Genomic DNA, 19,760 nt, shown 5'->3' with positions numbered 1-19,760 from the left:
AGTTCTGACCATTCACACTTTTTCCCTTTATATTCTTTAGACACTATCCTCATTTATATGAATAGCTTTCTTATTCAAAAATAGATTTTTAAAAATTCCTACTCCCACAATTAATAAACCTATACCAACTAATTTATTTACTTGTAATGGAATGCTCTCCATTCCAAATAATCCGAATGTATCAATGCATAACGCAACAACCAATTGAGTAATAAGACTAATTAGCACCGTATATGCTGGACCTAAGCTCTTTATTGCACCCATTATGCAAATAATTAACCCGATGCCAAACAGTCCACTTACATAAAACAAATAATTTGTAGTATACACTTTAATGTTACTACTGTTTTCTGTAATGATATAAAATAGAATAGAACTAATGAGACCTATTCCAAGGACACATGTAGTCGTTAACCACTGTCCTACATTTTCATTTACTTTTGCATTAAAAACAGATTGTAAGCTAATTAATATTCCTGCTAATATGGCTAAACTAAATCCAATCAAAATCTTCCTCTCCCTTTCATTGCTCATATATATTATCTTTAGCGACTTCCTTCATTCTAGAAAAATCCTTAATTACAATAACTCCATTACTCTTTTCAATTAGTTTTTCATTATAAAATCTTTGTAATACCCGAATTACGTGCCTATAACTTACCCCTATAAAATCTGCAATACTCGTTACCGAAGTTGCATCCAAATCCCCTTTATACATATTCCCGTTACTATCTGTTGAAATTGAAAGTAAATAACTAGCTACACGTACTTCTACAGGATACAGTAAATTAAGAGCAGTAAAACGAGTCGATATTTTTAACGTGTTCGCAATGTTTTTAAGCAAGAACTTCATAAATATAGGATCATGTAATAACTTGTTTCTAATAACCGTATTAGAAATAGAGATTGCTACAACATCTGAACAAGCTTCAACGACATTATGTGCTTTGCTATTTTGAATTAATTCAATATCACCAACAATGGCCAATGGATTGATAAAGCGAAGAATTAGTTTCTTCCCTTCAGGTGTAATCGTATAAACTTTTACTTTACCTTTAACAACAAAATATAAACGATCCATTTCGTCATCTATATTGCAAATAAGCTCGCCTTTTTCAAAGTGATTTATTTGAAAATACGCTGTATCTATTTCTGAAAATAACTCGAGCGTTTTATTGTTTTTTAAATAATGCGTAATTAAACTTGATCTATCCCACATATTCATTTCCCCCCTTTCATTCACATATTAAATACAACAATACCTATAATCATTACTATTGTTCCCACAATATGATATCTCTCCATCTGTATCTTTTTTATATGAAACAGTCCTTTCATTTCAATAACTGTTGCCGTTAACAATTGAGCAACCATTAGTGTACCAGCTGTCAATGTAACTCCTAATGAATATATCGCCATAGTTTCTGCACAAATAATGAATCCACCAAATGCACCCGCTGCTAAATATATTTTTTTCACACTCTTTAAATCCGTTATTTTCTCTTCTTTCTTTAACAAAAATACAGTTGTTGCAATAATGAATCCAATTAAATGGGTTATAATACTCGTCGACCATATACCGATATGTGAACTAAGTTTCGCATTAAAGGTTCCTTGAAGTGTTATAAATATCCCCGCAAAAATAGCAAATATAATACCTTTCAAAAAATCATCTCCTCATCTTTTATTTCTGACTTAATTAAAAGCTATAATCCTATAATGGCAAAAGGACAAATGTCACATCACTATGAAAATAACTAGGAATGAACAAAAAACCACACCTCAAAAATGCGAGATGTGGTTTTTATTTGCATATAATGTTTTTCAAATTATAATTACGCTACATTAAAAGATTTCTTTTTCATAACAAACTTTGCAAATAAGAAACGCACAAGCGGTCCCATAATAATTAATTGTAATGGATATGCCATTATGAAATTTTTAATAAAAATTGAAACATAAATTGAAACAAATGAATCTCCTTGTAGTCCACCATGTAAATGCATCATAGTCATACCGAAAAATGACATAAAGAACACCATTCCGATTACCATAGTTGTCGCCATCGCAACGATAATATTTATTTTCTTAGATTTATCAAATGGTAACATAAATACAATTTTTTTCGCACAAGGTCCAACGATACATATTTCAATTAATAGCGCAATAATAAATCCAATCAATAGTTCTAATGCAATCTCTTTAATATAAATTGGTCCTCCTGCTTCATTCATTAGTAAATTGTAAAACGTCATTACGATAACCATCCCAAGGCACATCATCATGCCAAATTGGAGGTTTTCCTTTCTTGTTGTTGGCAAATTTCATCATCCTTTCTCTTTGATTCTTTGTCATTATATCGACATTGGAAACCCCTTCGTAAGTGAACATTTTGTGAACAAACTTAAAACGTTTTCATATATTCTCTTTACTTTCATCTCAAATTCTAACTTTTACTTATAAAGGTTTTATATATTTCGATGTTGAATTACTAAATTTAAACATTACTACTAGGAGGAGAACCATGAATGAACAAGAATTTTTCGTATATCATATCGTAACAAAGAAAAAAATGCATATCGGACAAATCATTCCTGTTAACAAAAATCAACACAATACTCTATATCACTTCTTTTTTGAAAGAGAACAATTAAATGCTAGTGGTGAAGATGGCATACAAATTTTAAATAATCACTATAAAAATGAAGAATTACATATAAATAATGAAAATGCTAAAGTAATTATGAGTTATATAGATCAAACAGTTAGAGAAACAATTGCAGAAATGGTTAGACTACAAGAATTCCCTAAATACCCTTCCAGGTTATCTTGCTTATATGCTGCTAAAAGCTATGAAGATGCTTTAAAATGGAAAGCATTATTTGATTCTTACAATCGAGAAGTTTTACAGATTGTTAAACTACGAGTAATCGGAAGTTCTTTTGAAGGTGACGGTAATCTTTTACCGAAAGAAGATGGTATTCCTTTTTCTCAAAAATTCGAACAAGCTAGAGAGTATTGGAAAGGAAATATTAGAAATGAGCTTCCTGAGCTACTGATTAATGGAGAAATTGAAGTTGTGGAAATTGTTGATGACTTCTCCTCAATTCATATTTAATTTCTAACTAAATCATATAGGATGGAGATTACAATGAAGAAAAAAGTGTACTTCAATCATGATGGCGGCGTAGATGATTTAATTTCATTATTTTTATTACTTCAAATGGAAAACGTTGAGCTTACCGGTGTATCTGTTATCCCAGCAGACTGCTATTTAGAACCCGCAATGTCTGCCAGTCGTAAAATTATCGATCGCTTCGGCAAAGGTAATATTGCAGTAGCCGCTTCAAACTCTCGCGGGCAAAACCCGTTTCCAAAAGACTGGCGGATGCATGCATTTTATGTAGATGCTTTACCAATTTTAAATGAGTCTGGAAAAGTTGTAACACCCGTGGCGGCAAAACCCGCGCATCATCATTTAATAGAAATACTTCTACAAACGGAAGGAAAAACAACTTTATTATTTTCTGGGCCCCTAACTGACCTTGCTCGTGCATTATATGAAGCTCCCATAATCGAAGATAAAATTGAACGTCTCGTTTGGATGGGTGGTACATTTCTTACAGCAGGCAATGTACATGAACCAGAGCATGATGGAACAGCTGAGTGGAATTCGTTTTGGGACCCTAAAGCAGTGGCTCGTGTATGGGATGCAAAAATTAAAATCGACTTAGTGACACTAGAAAGTACAAACCAAGTTCCGTTAACTATAAACATACGTGAACAGTGGGCAAAAGAACGAAAGTATATTGGTATGGATTTCCTTGGTCAATGCTATGCAATGGTTCCCCCTCTGGTTCACTTCTCAACGAACTCTACTTACTATTTATGGGATGTACTAACTACCGCGCTTGTCGGAAACACTAACCTTGCAAAAACTGAAACAATTAATAGTATCGTTCATACATACGGACCAAGCCAAGGACGTACAGAGGAAGCTGCTAATGGACGACCTGTAAATGTCGTTTATGATGTAAAACATGATGCTTTCTTTGAATATATTACTGAATTAGCAAAGAAAGCTTCTATCTGAACCCCTATAAAGTGATATAACTTCAGATAACGAGCCCTAATTTTAGAAATTGGTTGTAACTAGATATTTAACTATTAAAAAGAGTATTGAATTAAATTTCAATACTCTTTTTGTGCAATTTAATTATATTTGATTAATGTAGTGTCTTACAGATTATTCATTTCGTAACCATTGACAAAATACGTTATTGTTTCTAGCTCATCTTCATTCAATTCTCTATCTAGCTCTTGTTTATACGCTGCCTTTATCTTCTCTTCATCGCCTTTATAAGCTTCTGTATATGTTCCTACTGTTTTTAGCAAATGAATTTCTTGTAAAAACTCTTCTCGATTTATAGCTGTCCCATGAGAAAGAATATATGTCTCAGCATCAAATTTCTCTAATTCATCTATTAATGCAAACGTTCTTTTCGTCGTATAGTTCCACTTCGAAGAAAAAATATCTGCATATATACAGTCTCCTAAAAACAATATCTTTTCTTCTTTTATGTACATAACAACAGAATCATGTGCATGATCTCCGCCCACATGTTTTAACACGCATGTCACTTCACCAAGGTCTAATTCCATTTGATCCTGGAACGTTAAGGTTGGAGGAATAATGTTAATATTTCTCGCTTTTTCTTCAAACTCTTTCTTGATGCAATCCGCACAAAATTCAATTTCAGTACCCTCTTTCACGCGTGCATCCAACGCTTTATCTGTCCATTCATAAGATACTATTGCCTGCATTTCTTTTTTCGTTTCAGCGTGCGAAATAGTTAATGCATTCCGTAATACGGATAATCCAAAAATATGGTCCCAATGCCAATGCGTTAGTGCTACAAAATCAGGAATCGATACATTTTGTTCTTTTAACATTTCTAAAAATAATTGTGCATGTTCTTCTGAATTCCCTGCATCAATCATTAACGTTTTTTTTTTGTCCAACGACCATTCCTAAGATAGGTCTATCTGTTTCAGAAACAGGTGTCATATACCAAAATGAGTTTCCTATTTTTTTAATTTGTTGCATAACCAATTCCCCTTTTCATTTTCTCACTTAAAATTAATATATAAATTATAACGAATCACTACTTTTTTCTCTATAATCAAACACAATTACTTGGACTAATCTAACTTTCCTTTTCGTAAGCTAAAAATAAGGGAATAGAATCGGAGTGTGATACTATGGAACGTTTATGGATTCCAATGATTGTAACATTTTTTTCGTTCGGTGGATTACTATTAGGAGGTGCTGTTGGAGTAGCAACACGCCAACTTATTGAAGAAAAGATGCATCGTTTATACGCATTATGTGGTGGTATTTTACTTGGGCTTTTATCCCTTGAAATTATTCCTGAAACATTTTCAAGCTACGAAATAGTTGGGCCTATACTTGGTATAGCTATCGGTATTTTAGTTATGAGCTTATTAGATAACTATTGTCACCATCCAATGATACATAAAAAAGATCAACAAGCATGGCAAACCTTCCTTTTTCTCTCTTTCGCTATATTTATTCATAATATACCTAGTGGATTTGCGTTAGGTACAGCTTTTATAAATCATAATGACTCTGCCATTCCCTTTTTAATAGCAATTGTCGTTCACCATATTCCAGAAGGATTAGCTTTAATTATTCCATTTCTTTTTACAAAACATAAATATATTTCCTTTTTATTAACGACTTTATTACTTTCTCTTATTCTCGGTACTGGCACAGTTTTTGGAATTTTGATGGAAGGAAAAGCTCTTCATCTGCAAGGGCTCATTATGGGAAGTGCTATCGGTTCACTTGGATATGTCACAATTCATGAAATGCTTTGGAAAGCTAAGAAACAGCTCTCTTTCCTTACATTTCTAATGTGGGCAACTAGTGGTTTTCTCCTAATAATAGCGTTTACTCTACTAGCTGGACATCACTAAATTAAACAAAAAAGATAGCTGAAAACAATTTGTTTTCAGCTATCTTTTTTATTCTTTCTATCTCTCTATAGAAAGAATAATTCCAACAATTATAGAACTAATTCGCTCTAAAATATTCCCTAGAAAAAACGTGCATACACTTTGTTTCCAACTAACTGTAGTATTTCTTTCATACTTCAGATCGTTTCTCTTACTAAAACATTATCATTTTAGTAATTTATTAGAAATAATATTATATTTTTCGACCATTATCCAATCTTTTCCTTATTTATAAAAAACATAAAAAAGAGCCCTTATTCTCAACACAAGGACTCTTTTCATAAACTATTTAGCTACTTCTTCTTTCGGCATTACCATACCTTTATAAAGTTGAACAGTTATCCAGTAATACATGAAATAAATGACTAAGAAAATCCCTATCGGCACCCATACTTTTACAAACGGGTCAACTAATATAAAGCTGAATAAGTTAAGCCCTACTAATACGTGAGAAATGCCAATGATCGCTGGGAAGATAAATAAATATGAAATTTCTTTATATATACTTTTCGTTAACATACTACGTCTTACACCAATTTTTCGTAACATTTCATAACGGCGTACATCACGAGAAGCACCTGTTAATATTTTGAACATAAGGGAACTTGCCATCATTGCTAAAAAGGCAATTCCGAGGAAAAATCCCATAAACATTGTTCCGCTCATGAAGCTGTTCATAAACTGATAAATTGTCATTTTCGTAAATAAGTCTACCTTTTCACCTGTTGCTTTTTCAATTTGTGCTTTTTGTCTCTTGTCTATTTCGATCAATAACGGTTTATATTTTTTCATATCATCTACTTTTGCTAATGTTACAGTGTGTTCTGTTCCTTGAATTCCTTTATAATGCTCTTCGTCTGCAATTCTTACTGGTTTTCCGCTAAATTGATTATGCGTAATTTGTATCTCTCTTACAACTGCGTCTTCCCAATCCTTTGGCATATGAGGGAATTTTGCTAATTCAGGAGCCTCTAAAGCTGAATATACAGGTTCAGTTAAAGGTTCAGTCACACGTTTACGAACAGGCTCTTTTAACGTTTTTGTATCAAAATGGTCTGAAACAAGTGGTGGTTTCGCAGTTAAGTCGTTACGTAAATAATAAACCGCTTCTCCATCTACTTTATAGTTGTACTTGCTTTCTTCAACAATTTCCATTTCTTTTAAGGCAGCTTTGTCTTGATCATTCGGATCATGAATTACAACATCATATACACGAGAAAAGTCTGTCATAATACCTACATTTTTTTGGAAAGCCATACCTGCCGTCATCGCACCTGCGCCTAATGCAATTAACATCGCTACAGTACCTAATACTCTCGATAAACTATTTACTCGAAAGCGTAGCTGTGCATATGTAAAACTATTTAAGCCCGTTTCATTTCGTTTTTTATTCCCCTTAATTTTCATCACAAAAAATGGGAGTAATGAACTAAAGATAAAATATGTTCCAAGTGTTGTAACGATGGTTGCTATAATAAAACCTAATTCAGCATATATTTTTACATTGATCATAAAATAGTACCCTGTACTTACTAGTAATACACCAAGTACTGTCATTATTATAATGCGAGTTTTACTTTTCTTCACTTCATCTAGTGTTTCATCTTCACGAATTAACTCTAGTTCAGTTTTACGTAACAATCGGACACCGTTCATTAAGCCAGTAATGAAAAATAGTATTAAGAAGAAAATAGCTGTAACTAAAATTGCTGGTGTGTATACAGATGCATAACTACCTTTTGCTGAAATTTCCATTCCATTCATTAAAAAGTTTCCTGCTACACTTGCAAGTAACATCCCTACTAAAATACCGATAATAATACTGACAATACCCATACCGAATGTTTCAATAAATAATAACTGTGCTACTTTTTTCTTTTTTGCACCAAGCATCATGTACATACCGAGTTCTTTTCTTCTTAACGTGAGTAAGAAAGAGTTGGCATATATAATATAAAATACAGTAATGAAAGATAATAGTATTGCACCTACCCAAAAGACGAGTCTAATACTACTAATTAGGCTATTATCTTTCGTAAATTCACTATTCATCGCCATCGTTTGGAACATGTAGAAAATACTAATACTAATAACGAGGCCAATAAGTAAAACCATATAATCTTTTAACATCTTTTTCATACTATGACGTGATAATTTAAATAACATAGTTTCGCCCCCTACTTAGACTCAGCAGCTGAGCCCATATGAGCGAGCACACCTAAAATGTCTTGATAGAAATTCTCTCGAGTGCCTTGACGATTTAATTCTTTATAAAGAAGACCATCTTGAATAAATAAAATACGCTCACAATAACTTGCACTAAATGCATCGTGTGTAACCATTAAAATACTTACATTGTGATTTTCATGTAAATCTTGCATCGCTTCTAATAAACTTTTTGCATTTTTACTATCAAGCGCTCCTGTCGGTTCATCTGCTAATACAATTGCTGGATTATGTACTAAAGCTCGTGCTGCCGCTGTTCTTTGCTTTTGTCCTCCAGAAACAGCCGTCGGATATTTTTTTAAAATTTCAGTGATGCCTAATTTCTTCGCAACGTCATTTACCTTCCCAGTAATCTCACTTGATGGTACGCCTTGCAAAGAAAGTGGTAAAGCTATATTTTCATAAATTGATAAGTTTTCTAGTAGATTAAAATCTTGAAAAATGAAACCTAATTTTTGAGAGCGAAAATCAGATAACGCATTGCCCTTCATAGAAGTAATATTTGTACCAGCTATCGTCACACTACCACCTGTCGCTTGGTCAAGTGTACTTATCACATTAAGTAACGTCGTTTTTCCAGACCCAGAAGGTCCCATGATCCCGACAAATTCTCCTTCTTTAATACTTAACGATACACCCCTTAATGCTTTTGACTGATTCTCATTTCTTTTTCCATACGTTTTTTCTACACTTTCTACAGTAACTACATTTGCTGACATCTCTTTCACTCCATCCCTTTTGTATAAAATTAATTTCTCACATATTTCTTATTATTTTGTCATGTAAATCCTTAATAATTTTTTAATTATTCATTCAATAAGAGTTACACCCTTAACATGAATCTATTTCCTATTTCCTACTTCATATTCTCATTTTTCTACAACTCGTTCCCTCGATTTCGCTTACATTTACCTTACATTTTTGTAAGATAAAAAAGAACACACACTAATTTCTAATAGTGTGTGTTCTTTACCATCAATATTTTCTATTCTTTATTTTCTATTCTTTATTTCCTCTTCAATACTTGCCACAAATACATCTAGCGCAACAACTTCTGACTTCTCTTCCCCATATTTACGTACATTTACAGCTCCTTTTTCCATTTCCTTATCGCCAATAACAAGAACATACGGTACTTTTTGCATTTGTACTTCTCTTATTTTATATCCTAGTTTTTCATCTCGTGCATCTTGTTCAACACGAATCCCAGCTTGTGCTAATTTATGTGCAACATCACTGGCATATTGTTCATGTACTGCATTTGAAACTGGAATGACTTTCACTTGAACTGGTGCCACCCATGCCGGGAACGCACCTCCAAAGTGCTCAATTAATATCGCTAAGAAGCGATCTAATGAACCTAAAACTGCCCGATGAATAACAACTGGTCTTTTCTTTTCATTATTTTCATCTATATAATTTAAATCAAATTTCTCTGGCATTTGGAAATCAAGCTGGATTGTTCCGCACTGGTGACTTCTATTTAAAGCATCTTTAATATGAAAATCAATTTTCGGCCCGTAAAATGCACCGTCACCTTCATTTAGTCTATATTTATAATTTAGCGATTGTAATACATTTTCTAATGCTGCTTCTGCTTGCTCCCATAATTTATCATCACCCATTGAATCTTCTGGACGAGTAGAAAGCTCTACTTCATATTCGAATCCAAAAGTTTTATATACGTAATCAATTTGCGCCATTACTGATTTAATTTCATCTTCAATTTGTTTTGGAGTTACAAATAAATGTGCATCATCTTGGCAGAAAGTACGTACTCTTAATAACCCGTTTAATGCACCACTAAATTCATGGCGATGTACTTGACCAAATTCACACATACGAATCGGTAATTCACGATAAGAATGCAATTTATTTTTAAACATAAGCATGTGCCCTGGACAGTTCATCGGTTTTAATGCAAAACTTTTATTATCTACTTCAGAGAAATACATATTATCTTTATAATGTCCCCAGTGCCCTGATCTCTCCCATACTTCTTGGTTCATCATGAACGGAGTGCGTACTTCTTGATACTTATACTCTTTTTGAATTTCTCTTAAAAATGCTTCTAATTCATTTCGGATAATCTGTCCTTTCGGTAAATAAAATGGCATTCCAGGAGCCTCTTCAGAAAACATAAATAACTCCAGCTCACTACCTAATTTGCGATGATTTCTCTTTGCTGCTTCTTCAACGAAATGTAAATACTCTTCTAATTCTTTTTGAGAAGAGAATGCAACGCCATATATACGCTGAAGCACTTGATTGTTACTATCTCCTCGCCAATATGCACCTGAAACGTGAGTTAATTGGAAGGCTTTCAAATAGCCTGTTGACGGTAAATGTGGTCCTCTGCATAGATCTACAAATTCACCTTGTTTATATAGTGTTACACTTTCCCCACTAGGAATTGCTTCTAAAAGTTCTAATTTCAAGAGATCGTTCATTTCTTGAAACAGTTTAGCTGCTTCTTCTCGAGAAACCTCAACTCGTTCTATCTTTATATTTTCATTTGTGATCTTTTTCATTTCTTTTTCGATTTTTCGTAAATCTTCCATGTTTACACTACTTGGAAGATCCATATCATAATAAAATCCATTTTCAATAACAGGCCCTACTCCAAGATTTATATCACCATACATTCTTTTTACAGCTTGCGCTAAAATATGTGCTGCTGAGTGTCTTGCAATTTCTACCCCTTCATTTGAATCTATAGTAATGATTTCCACTTCCGCATTTTCTTCAATATTTCGGCGTAAATCATATAATCCATCATTTACTTTCCCCGCGACTGCTTTCTTTTTCAAACTACTGCTAATGGATCCCGCAATTTCTTCTAAAGTAATTCCTTTTACAAATTCTTTCACGCTACCATCTGGAAATTTAATTTCAATCATTTGTTCTTTCATTTTTCATCTCTCCATTTCATAATAAAAAGCACACTCATCCCTAAAATAGGGACGAGCGTGCTTATACCCGTGGTTCCACCCAGATTCCCATTGTGAACAAACAATGGCTTCTTTTACGGTAACGTCGTTTATACGGCACTAGATACTTAATTTCCCCAGTGCAGCTCTAAGGTGGTAAGTTATTTTTCTGCGTTAGGAAGTTCTCAGCTTTCCTTCCTTCTCTGTATAACCGGGGAAAATAACTCGTGTCCTTTTCTTCGCTTATTATGAAATTGAATGCAAAAAAAGCATATTCATCCCTAAATATAGGGACGAATATGCTTATATCCGTGGTTCCACCCAGATTCCCATCACAAAAAACATAATGGCTTCTTTTGCGATAACGTCGCTTACACGGCACTAGATACTTCGTTTCCCTAGTGCAGCTCTAAGGTGGTAAGTTATTTTTCTGCGTTAGGAAGTTCTCAGCTTTCCTTCCTTCTCTGTATAACCGGGGAAAATAACTCGTGTCCTTTTCTTCGCTTTTGTAAAACATCCATTTATTGTTATTTAATATATCTTATTCATTTTATTTTTGCAAGTGTTTAAAAAAATTATTTATTTAATTTAAAAAAGTGAAACCAAATTTTTTTGGTTTCACTTCACAATTTTACCAATCTTGTGGTTCGTAATTTAAGTCTGCAAATAGACGTCTTTTCTCTTTCTTCGTTAAATCTCTCCACTGTCCAACGGGTAAATTATTCAATTCAATATTCATAATTCTCGTACGTTTTAACGTGTATACTTGATAACCTAAAGCTTCACACATACGACGAATTTGACGATTTAGCCCTTGTGTTAAAATAATTTTGAACTCATATTTTGATAACTGTGTGATCTCACAAGGAAGTGTTTTCGTTCCTAAAATTTTCACACCAGCTGCCATTTTTTCTAAGAAATCAGGTGTAATAGGCTTATCTACTGAAACGATATATTCTTTCTCATGTTTATTTTCAGCACGTAAAATTTCATTAACAATATCACCATCATTCGTTAACAAAATTAAACCGTCTGAGTCTTTATCAAGACGTCCAATGTGACTAATTCGTAAAGGATGGTTCACTAAATCGATAATATTACCTTTTACAGCTTTTTCACTCGTACATGTAATACCTACTGGTTTATTTAAAGCGATATATACATGATCTCGAGCAATTCGAAGCTGCTCTCCATTTACTCGTACATCATCACCTGGGTTCACTTGGTCACCAATTTTTGCAACCTTACCGTTAATAATTACTCTTCTCTCATTAATTAGTTTATCCGCTCCACGTCGAGACGCTTTTCCAGCTTCACTAATAAATTTATTGATACGCAAATTAGGCACATCCTTTTCTAAAAAAATTTCAAGCTCACACTGCTTCTACCGTACAATACAAAAGGGTAAGCCTCCTATTATAACTTAAATATATTAACATGAAAGGGTATATAACGTCTTCTATTAATTACTTGTTTATAAGAAAATATCTTTATTATACATTCATTTATGCACTTTTTCTTTGTTTAATATACAAGCCATTCTTCCTTACATACAGCTTGTTTTCCTTTTATCTCTTCTGTATCTTCATGAATATTAGCTAATTTATATAAATCTGGGAAAATCTCGTCCACATAATGTTGATGCGTCTTTTCATCTTTCCAATACGTTAACACTATGTAACGATTTTCATTTTTTAAAGACTTCCCAACTACTCCACCTAACATTCCTTTTGCTTTTTCCATTCCTTTATTCCAAATTGTTTCTTGCTTATGTAAAAAATGATTTTCCTTTTCCACCTTTACATCACATATAGCAACTCTTACGAATGATCCTTCTGTAACAACGTCTTTTAAATGCGTATCAGTTATATCATACAACGTTTGAAATAATTCAATTTCACATGAAAGAAACGTATCCTCTTGATTACTATTTAAATAAATTGTATCGTGAGCACCATTCATAAATGATTGATATGCATTTCGATTTTCCCATAAAGTAAATACACATGCCTCATCTTTATTCCATCCACCAAATTGTCCATGAAATCCATCTAGATGCTGTATATCGCGCCATTTTTCTTGTGCGTTTGAAAATAACTCTTTTTTCTCTTCTTCCACTTGACAGTAAATTGTTTTTAGTAACATTTTTAATTCCCCCTTAAGATATAATTTATCTTCCACTTACAACTTTTAATTTACATAATATTTTTATGGTCTCTTCGATGCTTTTTATCAACATATAGAACTTATCATATTTATCACTACATCTATCAAACCATCTATCTAATTTTATTTCAAATAATTCAGAATCAAAAAAAAGATGTAACCCTTAACGAATTACATCTTTATCTTATCTCCCATATTCACCTTTTTCTCAAATAAATAATACGATAGTTCTCCCGGATAATGTATTACAGTTACATTCCTCTCCCCTTTTTTAAAAGTAACAGTATGCCCGTTTTCCCCTAAGTTCTCCCATCCACTGGCCTTTGTAATAGGCATTACACTTATATATTGATAGTCCTCTTCCTTATCATCGTTAATATGAATTGCTGACATTGGTACTGGAAAACCTTTAATTTTAGATTCTTTATCCATAAATATGAATGCAATTAAACCAACTAATAACATAGCCATTGAAATATTTGAAACCAATTTTCTTCTATTCATTTTCACTAAAATCCTCTTTTCTCGCATATAACTTTCATCATTTTACTAACTTTAATTATTTATGTATAGAAAAGAAATAATTTAAATTATTTCTAGCCTATTTTCTCTACTTTAAGCAACATTATTGTTATATATTATAATTATAAGTTTTTAAATTTTGGAGGCGTTACATATTGCAGAAATTACTTTTTACTAAATGGACAGTTGTTATTTCTATTTTCATCATTTTCGGTACGATTCTCTACGCTACTAATGTTAAAAATAACAATGAAAAAGCAACTGTAGAAACAGCGGATACAAAAACTTTCAAAACTAAATTACAGCCTAAAATCAATGAATTGACTACTCATTATAATGACATCATCGAAAAAGATTGGTTACCTGCCTGGGAAGAGATTAACACGAATGGAGATTCAGTAGATCGAAATAAACTATTAGTTACAATGAGTGCTGTTTCGAAGCAGTACGAAACAATTATGAACGAAATAGACACGCTTAAAATTGAAGAAAACATAACAGATATAGATATACAAAAACAACTACTTCAATTCACAACTCAGTTTAAATCCGCATCAAATTTCATGAAAAATGCAGCAAATTTAATTATAGACGGAGCAAATAACTCTACTCCAACCAATGAAACTATTGAAAAAACAAAACAAGCTTTAGGACTTGCGGATCAACATATTGTCATCGCTTTATCTACTTTAAATGAAGTTAAAGATAAATTAGGAATTACAAAAAAAATAAAACTATTTACTATTTTAAAATAAAAAATGATTGCAATTCACAATTTGTATGTCTATAATGTTTTTATTGATTTACAATCAATGTGTTTATAAATTTTATAATTCGGATGAACCATTCAGGAGAAGGTCTATTGATCTACCGACGGGGCAAAAAGTTGTTATACCAACTTTGAAACTCTCAGGTCTTGGTTACAAGTAGAACTGCATGGGGACGAATCTCTGGAGAGACTCCCTCTCGCTTTCATAGAGCGCGGAGGAAAACGAGCACCGAAGGAGCAAATCCGCTACTTTAGCGGATAATCTCTCAGGTAAAAGGACAGAGACAAGCGAAAGAAAAAGCCGATTGTATCGGTTTATTTTTCTATCCCTTGTTTCTCCAGAGACCATTTCATTTACTTGAAGTGGTTTTTATTTTTTCTAAATAAAGGAGAATAAAGATGGAGACAGTAAGTAAAGTATTAGAACAAATGAATCAATACGTGTGGGGATTACCAACTTTGTTGCTACTCGTTGGAACTGGTATCATTCTCACAGTGCGTTTGAAAGGTTTACAGTTTAGTAAACTATTATACGCTCACAAACTAGCATTTAAAAAATCAGAAGATACCTCTTCTTCTGGAGATATTAGTCACTTCCAAGCACTTATGACAGCTATGGCCGCAACGATTGGTATGGGAAATATCGCTGGTGTTGCAACAGCTGTTACAATTGGTGGTCCTGGTGCAATATTTTGGATGTGGATTACCGCTTTATTCGGTATGGCAACAAAGTATGCCGAGGCAATACTTGCAGTGAAATACCGTGTTAGTAATGAAAATGGTGAATATTCAGGTGGACCAATGTATTATTTAGAGCGTGGTTTAGGTAAGAAATGGCTTGCTATATTATTCGCTATATTTGGTACAACTGCTTCTTTCGGTATTGGTAATATGGTGCAATCTAACTCAGTTGCAGAGGCAATGCGAATTAATTTCTCTTTCCCTCCTGCTTTAACTGGTATAGTAATGTCATTTTTAATCGCAATTGTTATTTTAGGCGGTGTAAAAAAAATCGGGAAAGTGACGGGTTATGTCGTTCCGATAAAAGCTTTCTTTTATATAATTGCTGGTCTTATAATTATTTTCTATCACTACGACCAAATTCCAGAAGCATTTTCACTTATTTTTTCTGGTGCATTTAATGGTACGGCAGCTGCTGGTGGTTTTATTGGGGCAACAGTTGCATCAGCTATCCAAATCGGAATGGCGCGTGGTGTATTTGCGAACGAAGCTGGTTTAGGGAGTGCACCAATTGCTGCTGCGGCTGCAAAAACTGATTCGCCTGCAAAGCAAGCTTTAGTTTCAATGACTGGTACTTTTCTAGATACGTTTATTGTATGTACAATTACAGGACTAGTATTAATTACTACAGGCGCTTGGAAATCTGGTAAAACTGGCGTTGAAGCTACAACACTTGCATTCCAATCTGTATTCGGTACTGCTGGTAGTATGATTCTCGGTATCGCAATTATTTTATTTGCCTACTCTACTATTTTAGGCTGGTCGTATTATGGAGAAAAATGTGTAGCTTATTTATTCGGAGAAAGTGCAGTTAAATATTATAAAGCAATCTTTATTGTCATGATTGCAATTGGTGCTAATTTAAAACTAGGAATCGTATGGACATTTGCTGATATTGCAAATGGACTTATGGCAATTCCAAACTTGATTGGTCTAATTGGATTAAGTAGTATTGTTGTTGCTGAAACGAATCGCTTTTTACAAGCAGAGAAATTGAAAGAAAATAATAAAAAACAGGCAAGTTAATCTATGAAAAAAGGAATGACTCATACATGTTGAGCATTCCTTTTTTCATCCCCTCTTTTACTTAATTACTGTCATTAAAAATATATTTATATCAATGTTTACTCCTTTTTATTCCTCCAAAAGTTTTTCACATAAATGTCATAAATCGTATGGTCTAACTATATAGTTGAAAAGGAATGCGACATTAAAGAGTCGCTGAAAAACTCATCCAAGAAAAGGGAGGAAAAATCTTTTGAAAAACAAAATCATTGCTTTCCTATCTGTTTTGTCATTTATTATTGGTGGTTTCTTCTTTAACACAAATACTTCAAGTGCTGAAACTTCATCTACTGATTACGTTCCTAACCAATTAATCGTTAAGTTCAAGCAAAATGCATCTTTAAGTAATGTGCAATCTTTTCATAAATCTGTCGGAGCTAATGTCTTATCTAAAGATGATAAGTTAGGTTTTGAAGTCGTACAATTTTCGAAAGGTACTGTAAAAGAAAAAATAAAGAGTTATAAAAATAATCCAGATGTGGAATATGCAGAACCGAATTATTACGTTCACGCCTTTTGGACTCCAAACGACCCATATTTTAAAAATCAATATGGATTGCAAAAGATTCAAGCTCCACAGGCTTGGGATAGCCAACGAAGTGATCCTGGTGTAAAAGTAGCTATTATTGATACAGGAGTCCAAGGATCACACCCTGATTTGGCTTCGAAAGTAATTTACGGGCATGATTATGTTGATAATGACAATACATCTGATGATGGTAATGGTCATGGTACACATTGCGCTGGAATTACTGGAGCACTTACAAATAACAGTGTCGGAATTGCTGGTGTTGCCCCACAAACTTCAATTTATGCTGTCCGCGTATTAGATAATCAAGGAAGTGGTACTCTTGATGCTGTAGCGCAAGGTATTCGAGAAGCTGCTGATTCGGGTGCAAAAGTAATTAGTTTAAGTTTAGGAGCTCCAAATGGTGGTACTGCATTACAACAAGCCGTTCAATATGCATGGAATAAAGGCTCTGTTATAGTTGCAGCTGCTGGAAATGCTGGAAACACAAAAGCTAATTACCCTGCTTATTACAGCGAAGTAATTGCAGTTGCTTCTACAGATCAATCAGATAGAAAATCTTCATTTTCTACTTATGGTAGCTGGGTAGATGTTGCAGCACCAGGTTCAAATATATATTCAACATATAAAGGAAGCACGTATCAATCATTAAGTGGTACATCTATGGCAACACCTCATGTTGCAGGAGTCGCTGCTCTTTTAGCAAATCAAGGATATAGCAATACACAAATCCGCCAAATTATTGAGTCAACTTCTGATAAAATTAGTGGTACAGGTACGTACTGGAAAAATGGTAGAGTCAATGCATATAAGGCTGTACAATACGCTAAGCAATTACAAGAAAATAAAGCTTCTTAATAAATAAAGTAAAATTTTAATCGGTCGATCTACCATTAATGCCGGATAAAATAGAAGGAGAGACTTCTACAATTACAGCCTCTCCTTCTTACAAACTATATTACTCTCCCTGCTTTTTAACCATATGTAAATACAGTACAAAATCCATCATTGTCGACGAATGACCAAGTTGACGGATCATCGCTGTTATATTTCCTCTATGATATGTACCATGATTTACGACATGTTGCACTAATTCTAAAATCGAAGTTTCTAATTTCCCTACGTATGGATTCTCAATAACAAATACAGCATTCACATCTTGTATTGTAATTAAAAACTCTTTATATTGATTTGCCATGTTTTCAAACATTTTTTCTAATTCATGTAACGATTTAGTTTCAATTTGTTTTCGTAAATCTTCTCGGTCTTGTATTGCTTCATTCATACTTTTACCATGCAATATATGTAACCACACTTGATCTGTAATATAAATATGCACAAAAGTATCCTTAATGGATGGGAATACACTCTGTATCTGCTCATTAAAAATTGTCTCATAGTTTGGTAACTCTTTTAATCGATTGAATAATCTAGTATTAGCCCAAGCATGGTAATCACACTGTTTTAATATATAATCTTTCAATTTATATTACCTCCTTATTGTATGAAACGAATGGTTTGTTTCTTCATTTCTGATTCTCTATCAGCCTTTGCAATCCCTTTTTCTTTCATTTCATGCTTATTTATCGTTTTATATTTTACATACGTATAAAATTCCGTTTGAAATAGAAATGGTGTAATCCGAATTGTTTCCTCGTCCACCCATTCAGCTTGAATAAGTTTCTCCTCTTTACTATTAAACATTTCTGTTCCTTCAAAACCATCTTTAAATAAGTCAATTTCATCTTTCTTTTTGACACCAGGCTTATTCATACATACGTATAAAGAAAGTTCATCACAAAACTTTAATAATCTATAATGCTTATCGAACATTGCAAACTGTTCCTTTGTTAACGTTTTCAAAATTCTTTTTTGTCGTTCTAATTCATGTTTATAAAATGACATCATTTCTTCATCTTCCTCGTTTAGTGGAAATGATAAAAAATGTTTACTACAAAGCAATGCCCCGTATGGATTAGAATTTTCAATTTCATTCAACCCAATCGTATAAAAAACAAAACGTAATGGGCTTGGACAATCCATAAATGTATATGGAATATTTTTAGCATCATTCAAAATTGGTACTTTATCAAGCTCTATCCATCCTCTGTCATGCTCATATATTGCATCAACTGTTTCTTTTAAATATGTTTTATCTTCAAAAAAGTCTTCTTTTATATGCTTTGCAATCTCTCCAGCTAAAAAACCATGATCATGTTGACGAATTAAAATACTTTCCTTCTCATTTTTTTCACGAAAAATCATTCGTATACTCCCCCTCATCCTCATATTAAAGCTTTTTATATGCATCGATTCTTAATTAATCCCTAAATAATAGAAGGGATTCAGTCTCTTGCAACGAAATTAACATAATTATATAGTATTCTTTCTAATCATAGTGATAGCTTTATCTTTACTATCTATTATACTAAAACATTCATTCCAAAAATTTTTTTATGAGGTGAAAACATGAACAAAACAGAATTAATTAAAAACGTAGCCCAATCAGCTGATATTTCTCAAAAGGACGCTTCTGCAGCTGTACAATCCGTATTTGACACAATTGCTAATGCATTACAATCTGGAGATAAGGTTCAACTAATCGGGTTTGGAACTTTTGAAGTACGCGAAAGATCTGCTCGTACAGGACGTAATCCGCAAACTGGCGAAGAAATTCAAATCGCCGCTGGTAAAGTTCCTGCATTTAAAGCGGGTAAAGAATTAAAAGAAGCTGTTAAATAAAAACAAGAAACCAGCCATTTTATAGGCTGGT

The 19,760-nt window shown here is 33.2% G+C and carries 19 protein-coding genes, 1 pseudogene, 1 riboswitch and 2 other annotated features; of the genes and pseudogenes, 7 read left to right on the top strand and 13 right to left on the bottom strand.

All coding sequences use genetic code 11. The features are described from left to right. Positions 1-36: 36 nt before the first annotated feature. From AC0OM3_RS24470 to AC0OM3_RS24455, 4 genes are all read right to left on the bottom strand, one after another. Positions 37-507: a DMT family transporter gene (locus AC0OM3_RS24470; protein WP_061884138.1), complete on the bottom strand. Its 471-nt coding sequence runs from the start codon at positions 505-507 to the stop codon at positions 37-39. A 16-nt stretch (positions 508-523) separates the two neighbouring features. Beyond that, entirely contained in the window at positions 524-1,219 is a 696-nt protein-coding gene (locus AC0OM3_RS24465; protein ID WP_061884137.1) for a Crp/Fnr family transcriptional regulator, read from the bottom strand. Positions 1,220-1,239: 20 nt separating this feature from the next. Then, positions 1,240-1,665, bottom strand: coding sequence for a DMT family transporter (locus AC0OM3_RS24460; protein WP_061884136.1), 426 nt, complete (start codon positions 1,663-1,665; stop codon positions 1,240-1,242). A gap of 170 nt (positions 1,666-1,835) precedes the next feature. Then, a complete protein-coding gene (locus AC0OM3_RS24455; protein WP_061884135.1) occupies positions 1,836-2,321 on the bottom strand; it encodes a DUF2798 domain-containing protein in 486 nt (161 codons plus the stop codon). A gap of 203 nt (positions 2,322-2,524) precedes the next feature. Here AC0OM3_RS24455 and AC0OM3_RS24450 point away from each other — a divergent pair, with 203 nt between their 5' ends. After that, the gene (locus AC0OM3_RS24450; protein WP_061884134.1) at positions 2,525-3,118 is read left to right on the top strand and encodes a DUF2441 domain-containing protein; all 594 of its coding nucleotides are present in this window, start codon (positions 2,525-2,527) and stop codon (positions 3,116-3,118) included. Between the two features lie 21 nt (positions 3,119-3,139). Continuing rightward, entirely contained in the window at positions 3,140-4,093 is a 954-nt protein-coding gene (locus AC0OM3_RS24445) for a nucleoside hydrolase (RefSeq protein WP_116777596.1), read from the top strand. Between the two features lie 146 nt (positions 4,094-4,239). Here the strand turns inward: AC0OM3_RS24445 and AC0OM3_RS24440 are convergent. Further along, positions 4,240-5,107: pseudogene (locus AC0OM3_RS24440) on the bottom strand (MBL fold metallo-hydrolase). A 155-nt stretch (positions 5,108-5,262) separates the two neighbouring features. On the opposite strand from AC0OM3_RS24440, the gene AC0OM3_RS24435 reads away from it, so the two are divergent. Next, positions 5,263-6,000 carry a ZIP family metal transporter gene (locus AC0OM3_RS24435; protein ID WP_046946324.1) on the top strand — a complete coding sequence of 246 codons (738 nt, stop codon included), beginning with the start codon at positions 5,263-5,265 and terminating at the stop codon, positions 5,998-6,000. Positions 6,001-6,324: 324 nt separating this feature from the next. On the opposite strand, the gene AC0OM3_RS24430 is transcribed toward AC0OM3_RS24435, so the two are convergent. The 6 genes from AC0OM3_RS24430 to AC0OM3_RS24405 form a co-directional block, all read right to left on the bottom strand. Beyond that, positions 6,325-8,205, bottom strand: a complete 1,881-nt coding sequence (locus tag AC0OM3_RS24430) for an FtsX-like permease family protein (protein ID WP_000897849.1) — start codon at positions 8,203-8,205, stop codon at positions 6,325-6,327. A gap of 11 nt (positions 8,206-8,216) precedes the next feature. Continuing rightward, the gene (locus AC0OM3_RS24425; protein ID WP_001275722.1) at positions 8,217-8,984 is read right to left on the bottom strand and encodes an ABC transporter ATP-binding protein; all 768 of its coding nucleotides are present in this window, start codon (positions 8,982-8,984) and stop codon (positions 8,217-8,219) included. 273 nt (positions 8,985-9,257) lie between these two features. Continuing rightward, positions 9,258-11,177 (bottom strand): threonine--tRNA ligase, encoded by a 1,920-nt coding sequence (gene thrS / locus AC0OM3_RS24420; RefSeq protein WP_474213165.1) that lies wholly within the window; start codon positions 11,175-11,177, stop codon positions 9,258-9,260. A 44-nt stretch (positions 11,178-11,221) separates the two neighbouring features. Next, positions 11,222-11,444: a binding site (T-box leader), on the bottom strand. 37 nt (positions 11,445-11,481) lie between these two features. Continuing rightward, positions 11,482-11,705 (bottom strand) — a binding site (T-box leader). A 121-nt stretch (positions 11,706-11,826) separates the two neighbouring features. Continuing rightward, entirely contained in the window at positions 11,827-12,534 is a 708-nt protein-coding gene (gene rluF, locus AC0OM3_RS24415) for a 23S rRNA pseudouridine(2604) synthase RluF (RefSeq protein WP_001222158.1), read from the bottom strand. A gap of 185 nt (positions 12,535-12,719) precedes the next feature. Further along, complete coding sequence (locus AC0OM3_RS24410) at positions 12,720-13,340, bottom strand: YdbC family protein (protein WP_000925182.1); 621 nt, start codon at positions 13,338-13,340, stop codon at positions 12,720-12,722. A gap of 192 nt (positions 13,341-13,532) precedes the next feature. Then, positions 13,533-13,865: a hypothetical protein gene (locus AC0OM3_RS24405; RefSeq protein ID WP_474213164.1), complete on the bottom strand. Its 333-nt coding sequence runs from the start codon at positions 13,863-13,865 to the stop codon at positions 13,533-13,535. Positions 13,866-14,038: 173 nt separating this feature from the next. On the opposite strand from AC0OM3_RS24405, the gene AC0OM3_RS24400 reads away from it, so the two are divergent. The 3 genes from AC0OM3_RS24400 to AC0OM3_RS24390 all read left to right on the top strand — a co-directional run bounded on the left by AC0OM3_RS24400 (position 14,039) and on the right by AC0OM3_RS24390 (position 17,845). Beyond that, positions 14,039-14,638: a hypothetical protein gene (locus tag AC0OM3_RS24400; RefSeq protein ID WP_474213163.1), complete on the top strand. Its 600-nt coding sequence runs from the start codon at positions 14,039-14,041 to the stop codon at positions 14,636-14,638. 185 nt (positions 14,639-14,823) lie between these two features. Beyond that, positions 14,824-14,944: riboswitch (glycine riboswitch) on the top strand. 107 nt (positions 14,945-15,051) lie between these two features. Then, positions 15,052-16,419: an alanine/glycine:cation symporter family protein gene (locus AC0OM3_RS24395; RefSeq protein WP_474213162.1), complete on the top strand. Its 1,368-nt coding sequence runs from the start codon at positions 15,052-15,054 to the stop codon at positions 16,417-16,419. A 232-nt stretch (positions 16,420-16,651) separates the two neighbouring features. Beyond that, positions 16,652-17,845 (top strand): S8 family peptidase, encoded by a 1,194-nt coding sequence (locus tag AC0OM3_RS24390; RefSeq protein ID WP_000790911.1) that lies wholly within the window; start codon positions 16,652-16,654, stop codon positions 17,843-17,845. Positions 17,846-17,945: 100 nt separating this feature from the next. On the opposite strand, the gene AC0OM3_RS24385 is transcribed toward AC0OM3_RS24390, so the two are convergent. Then, positions 17,946-18,470, bottom strand: a complete 525-nt coding sequence (locus tag AC0OM3_RS24385) for a DinB family protein (RefSeq protein WP_000656270.1) — start codon at positions 18,468-18,470, stop codon at positions 17,946-17,948. A gap of 14 nt (positions 18,471-18,484) precedes the next feature. Then, entirely contained in the window at positions 18,485-19,252 is a 768-nt protein-coding gene (locus tag AC0OM3_RS24380; protein ID WP_000577280.1) for a DUF3891 family protein, read from the bottom strand. Between the two features lie 204 nt (positions 19,253-19,456). Here AC0OM3_RS24380 and AC0OM3_RS24375 point away from each other — a divergent pair, with 204 nt between their 5' ends. Next, positions 19,457-19,729 (top strand): HU family DNA-binding protein, encoded by a 273-nt coding sequence (locus tag AC0OM3_RS24375; RefSeq protein ID WP_001043905.1) that lies wholly within the window; start codon positions 19,457-19,459, stop codon positions 19,727-19,729. Positions 19,730-19,760: the final 31 nt, after the last annotated feature.

This window comes from Bacillus sp. FAU20 (assembly GCF_056033865.1).
The sequence above is the reverse complement of the archived record's forward strand: the minus strand, read 5'-3'. Positions and strand labels throughout refer to the sequence as shown.

What these genes read in the sequence shown, in the direction of transcription:
- AC0OM3_RS24425 (WP_001275722.1), bottom strand. Translation starts at nt 8,984, where the DNA reads ATGTCAGCAAATGTAGTTACTGTAGAAAGTGTAGAAAAAACGTATGGA.
- AC0OM3_RS24395 (WP_474213162.1), top strand. Translation starts at nt 15,052, where the DNA reads ATGGAGACAGTAAGTAAAGTATTAGAACAAATGAATCAATACGTGTGG.
- thrS (WP_474213165.1), bottom strand. Translation starts at nt 11,177, where the DNA reads ATGAAAGAACAAATGATTGAAATTAAATTTCCAGATGGTAGCGTGAAA.
- AC0OM3_RS24380 (WP_000577280.1), bottom strand. Translation starts at nt 19,252, where the DNA reads ATGATTTTTCGTGAAAAAAATGAGAAGGAAAGTATTTTAATTCGTCAA.
- AC0OM3_RS24405 (WP_474213164.1), bottom strand. Translation starts at nt 13,865, where the DNA reads ATGAATAGAAGAAAATTGGTTTCAAATATTTCAATGGCTATGTTATTA.
- AC0OM3_RS24445 (WP_116777596.1), top strand. Translation starts at nt 3,140, where the DNA reads ATGGAGATTACAATGAAGAAAAAAGTGTACTTCAATCATGATGGCGGC.
- AC0OM3_RS24430 (WP_000897849.1), bottom strand. Translation starts at nt 8,205, where the DNA reads ATGTTATTTAAATTATCACGTCATAGTATGAAAAAGATGTTAAAAGAT.
- AC0OM3_RS24465 (WP_061884137.1), bottom strand. Translation starts at nt 1,219, where the DNA reads ATGTGGGATAGATCAAGTTTAATTACGCATTATTTAAAAAACAATAAA.
- AC0OM3_RS24450 (WP_061884134.1), top strand. Translation starts at nt 2,525, where the DNA reads ATGAATGAACAAGAATTTTTCGTATATCATATCGTAACAAAGAAAAAA.
- AC0OM3_RS24410 (WP_000925182.1), bottom strand. Translation starts at nt 13,340, where the DNA reads ATGTTACTAAAAACAATTTACTGTCAAGTGGAAGAAGAGAAAAAAGAG.
- AC0OM3_RS24435 (WP_046946324.1), top strand. Translation starts at nt 5,263, where the DNA reads ATGGAACGTTTATGGATTCCAATGATTGTAACATTTTTTTCGTTCGGT.
- AC0OM3_RS24375 (WP_001043905.1), top strand. Translation starts at nt 19,457, where the DNA reads ATGAACAAAACAGAATTAATTAAAAACGTAGCCCAATCAGCTGATATT.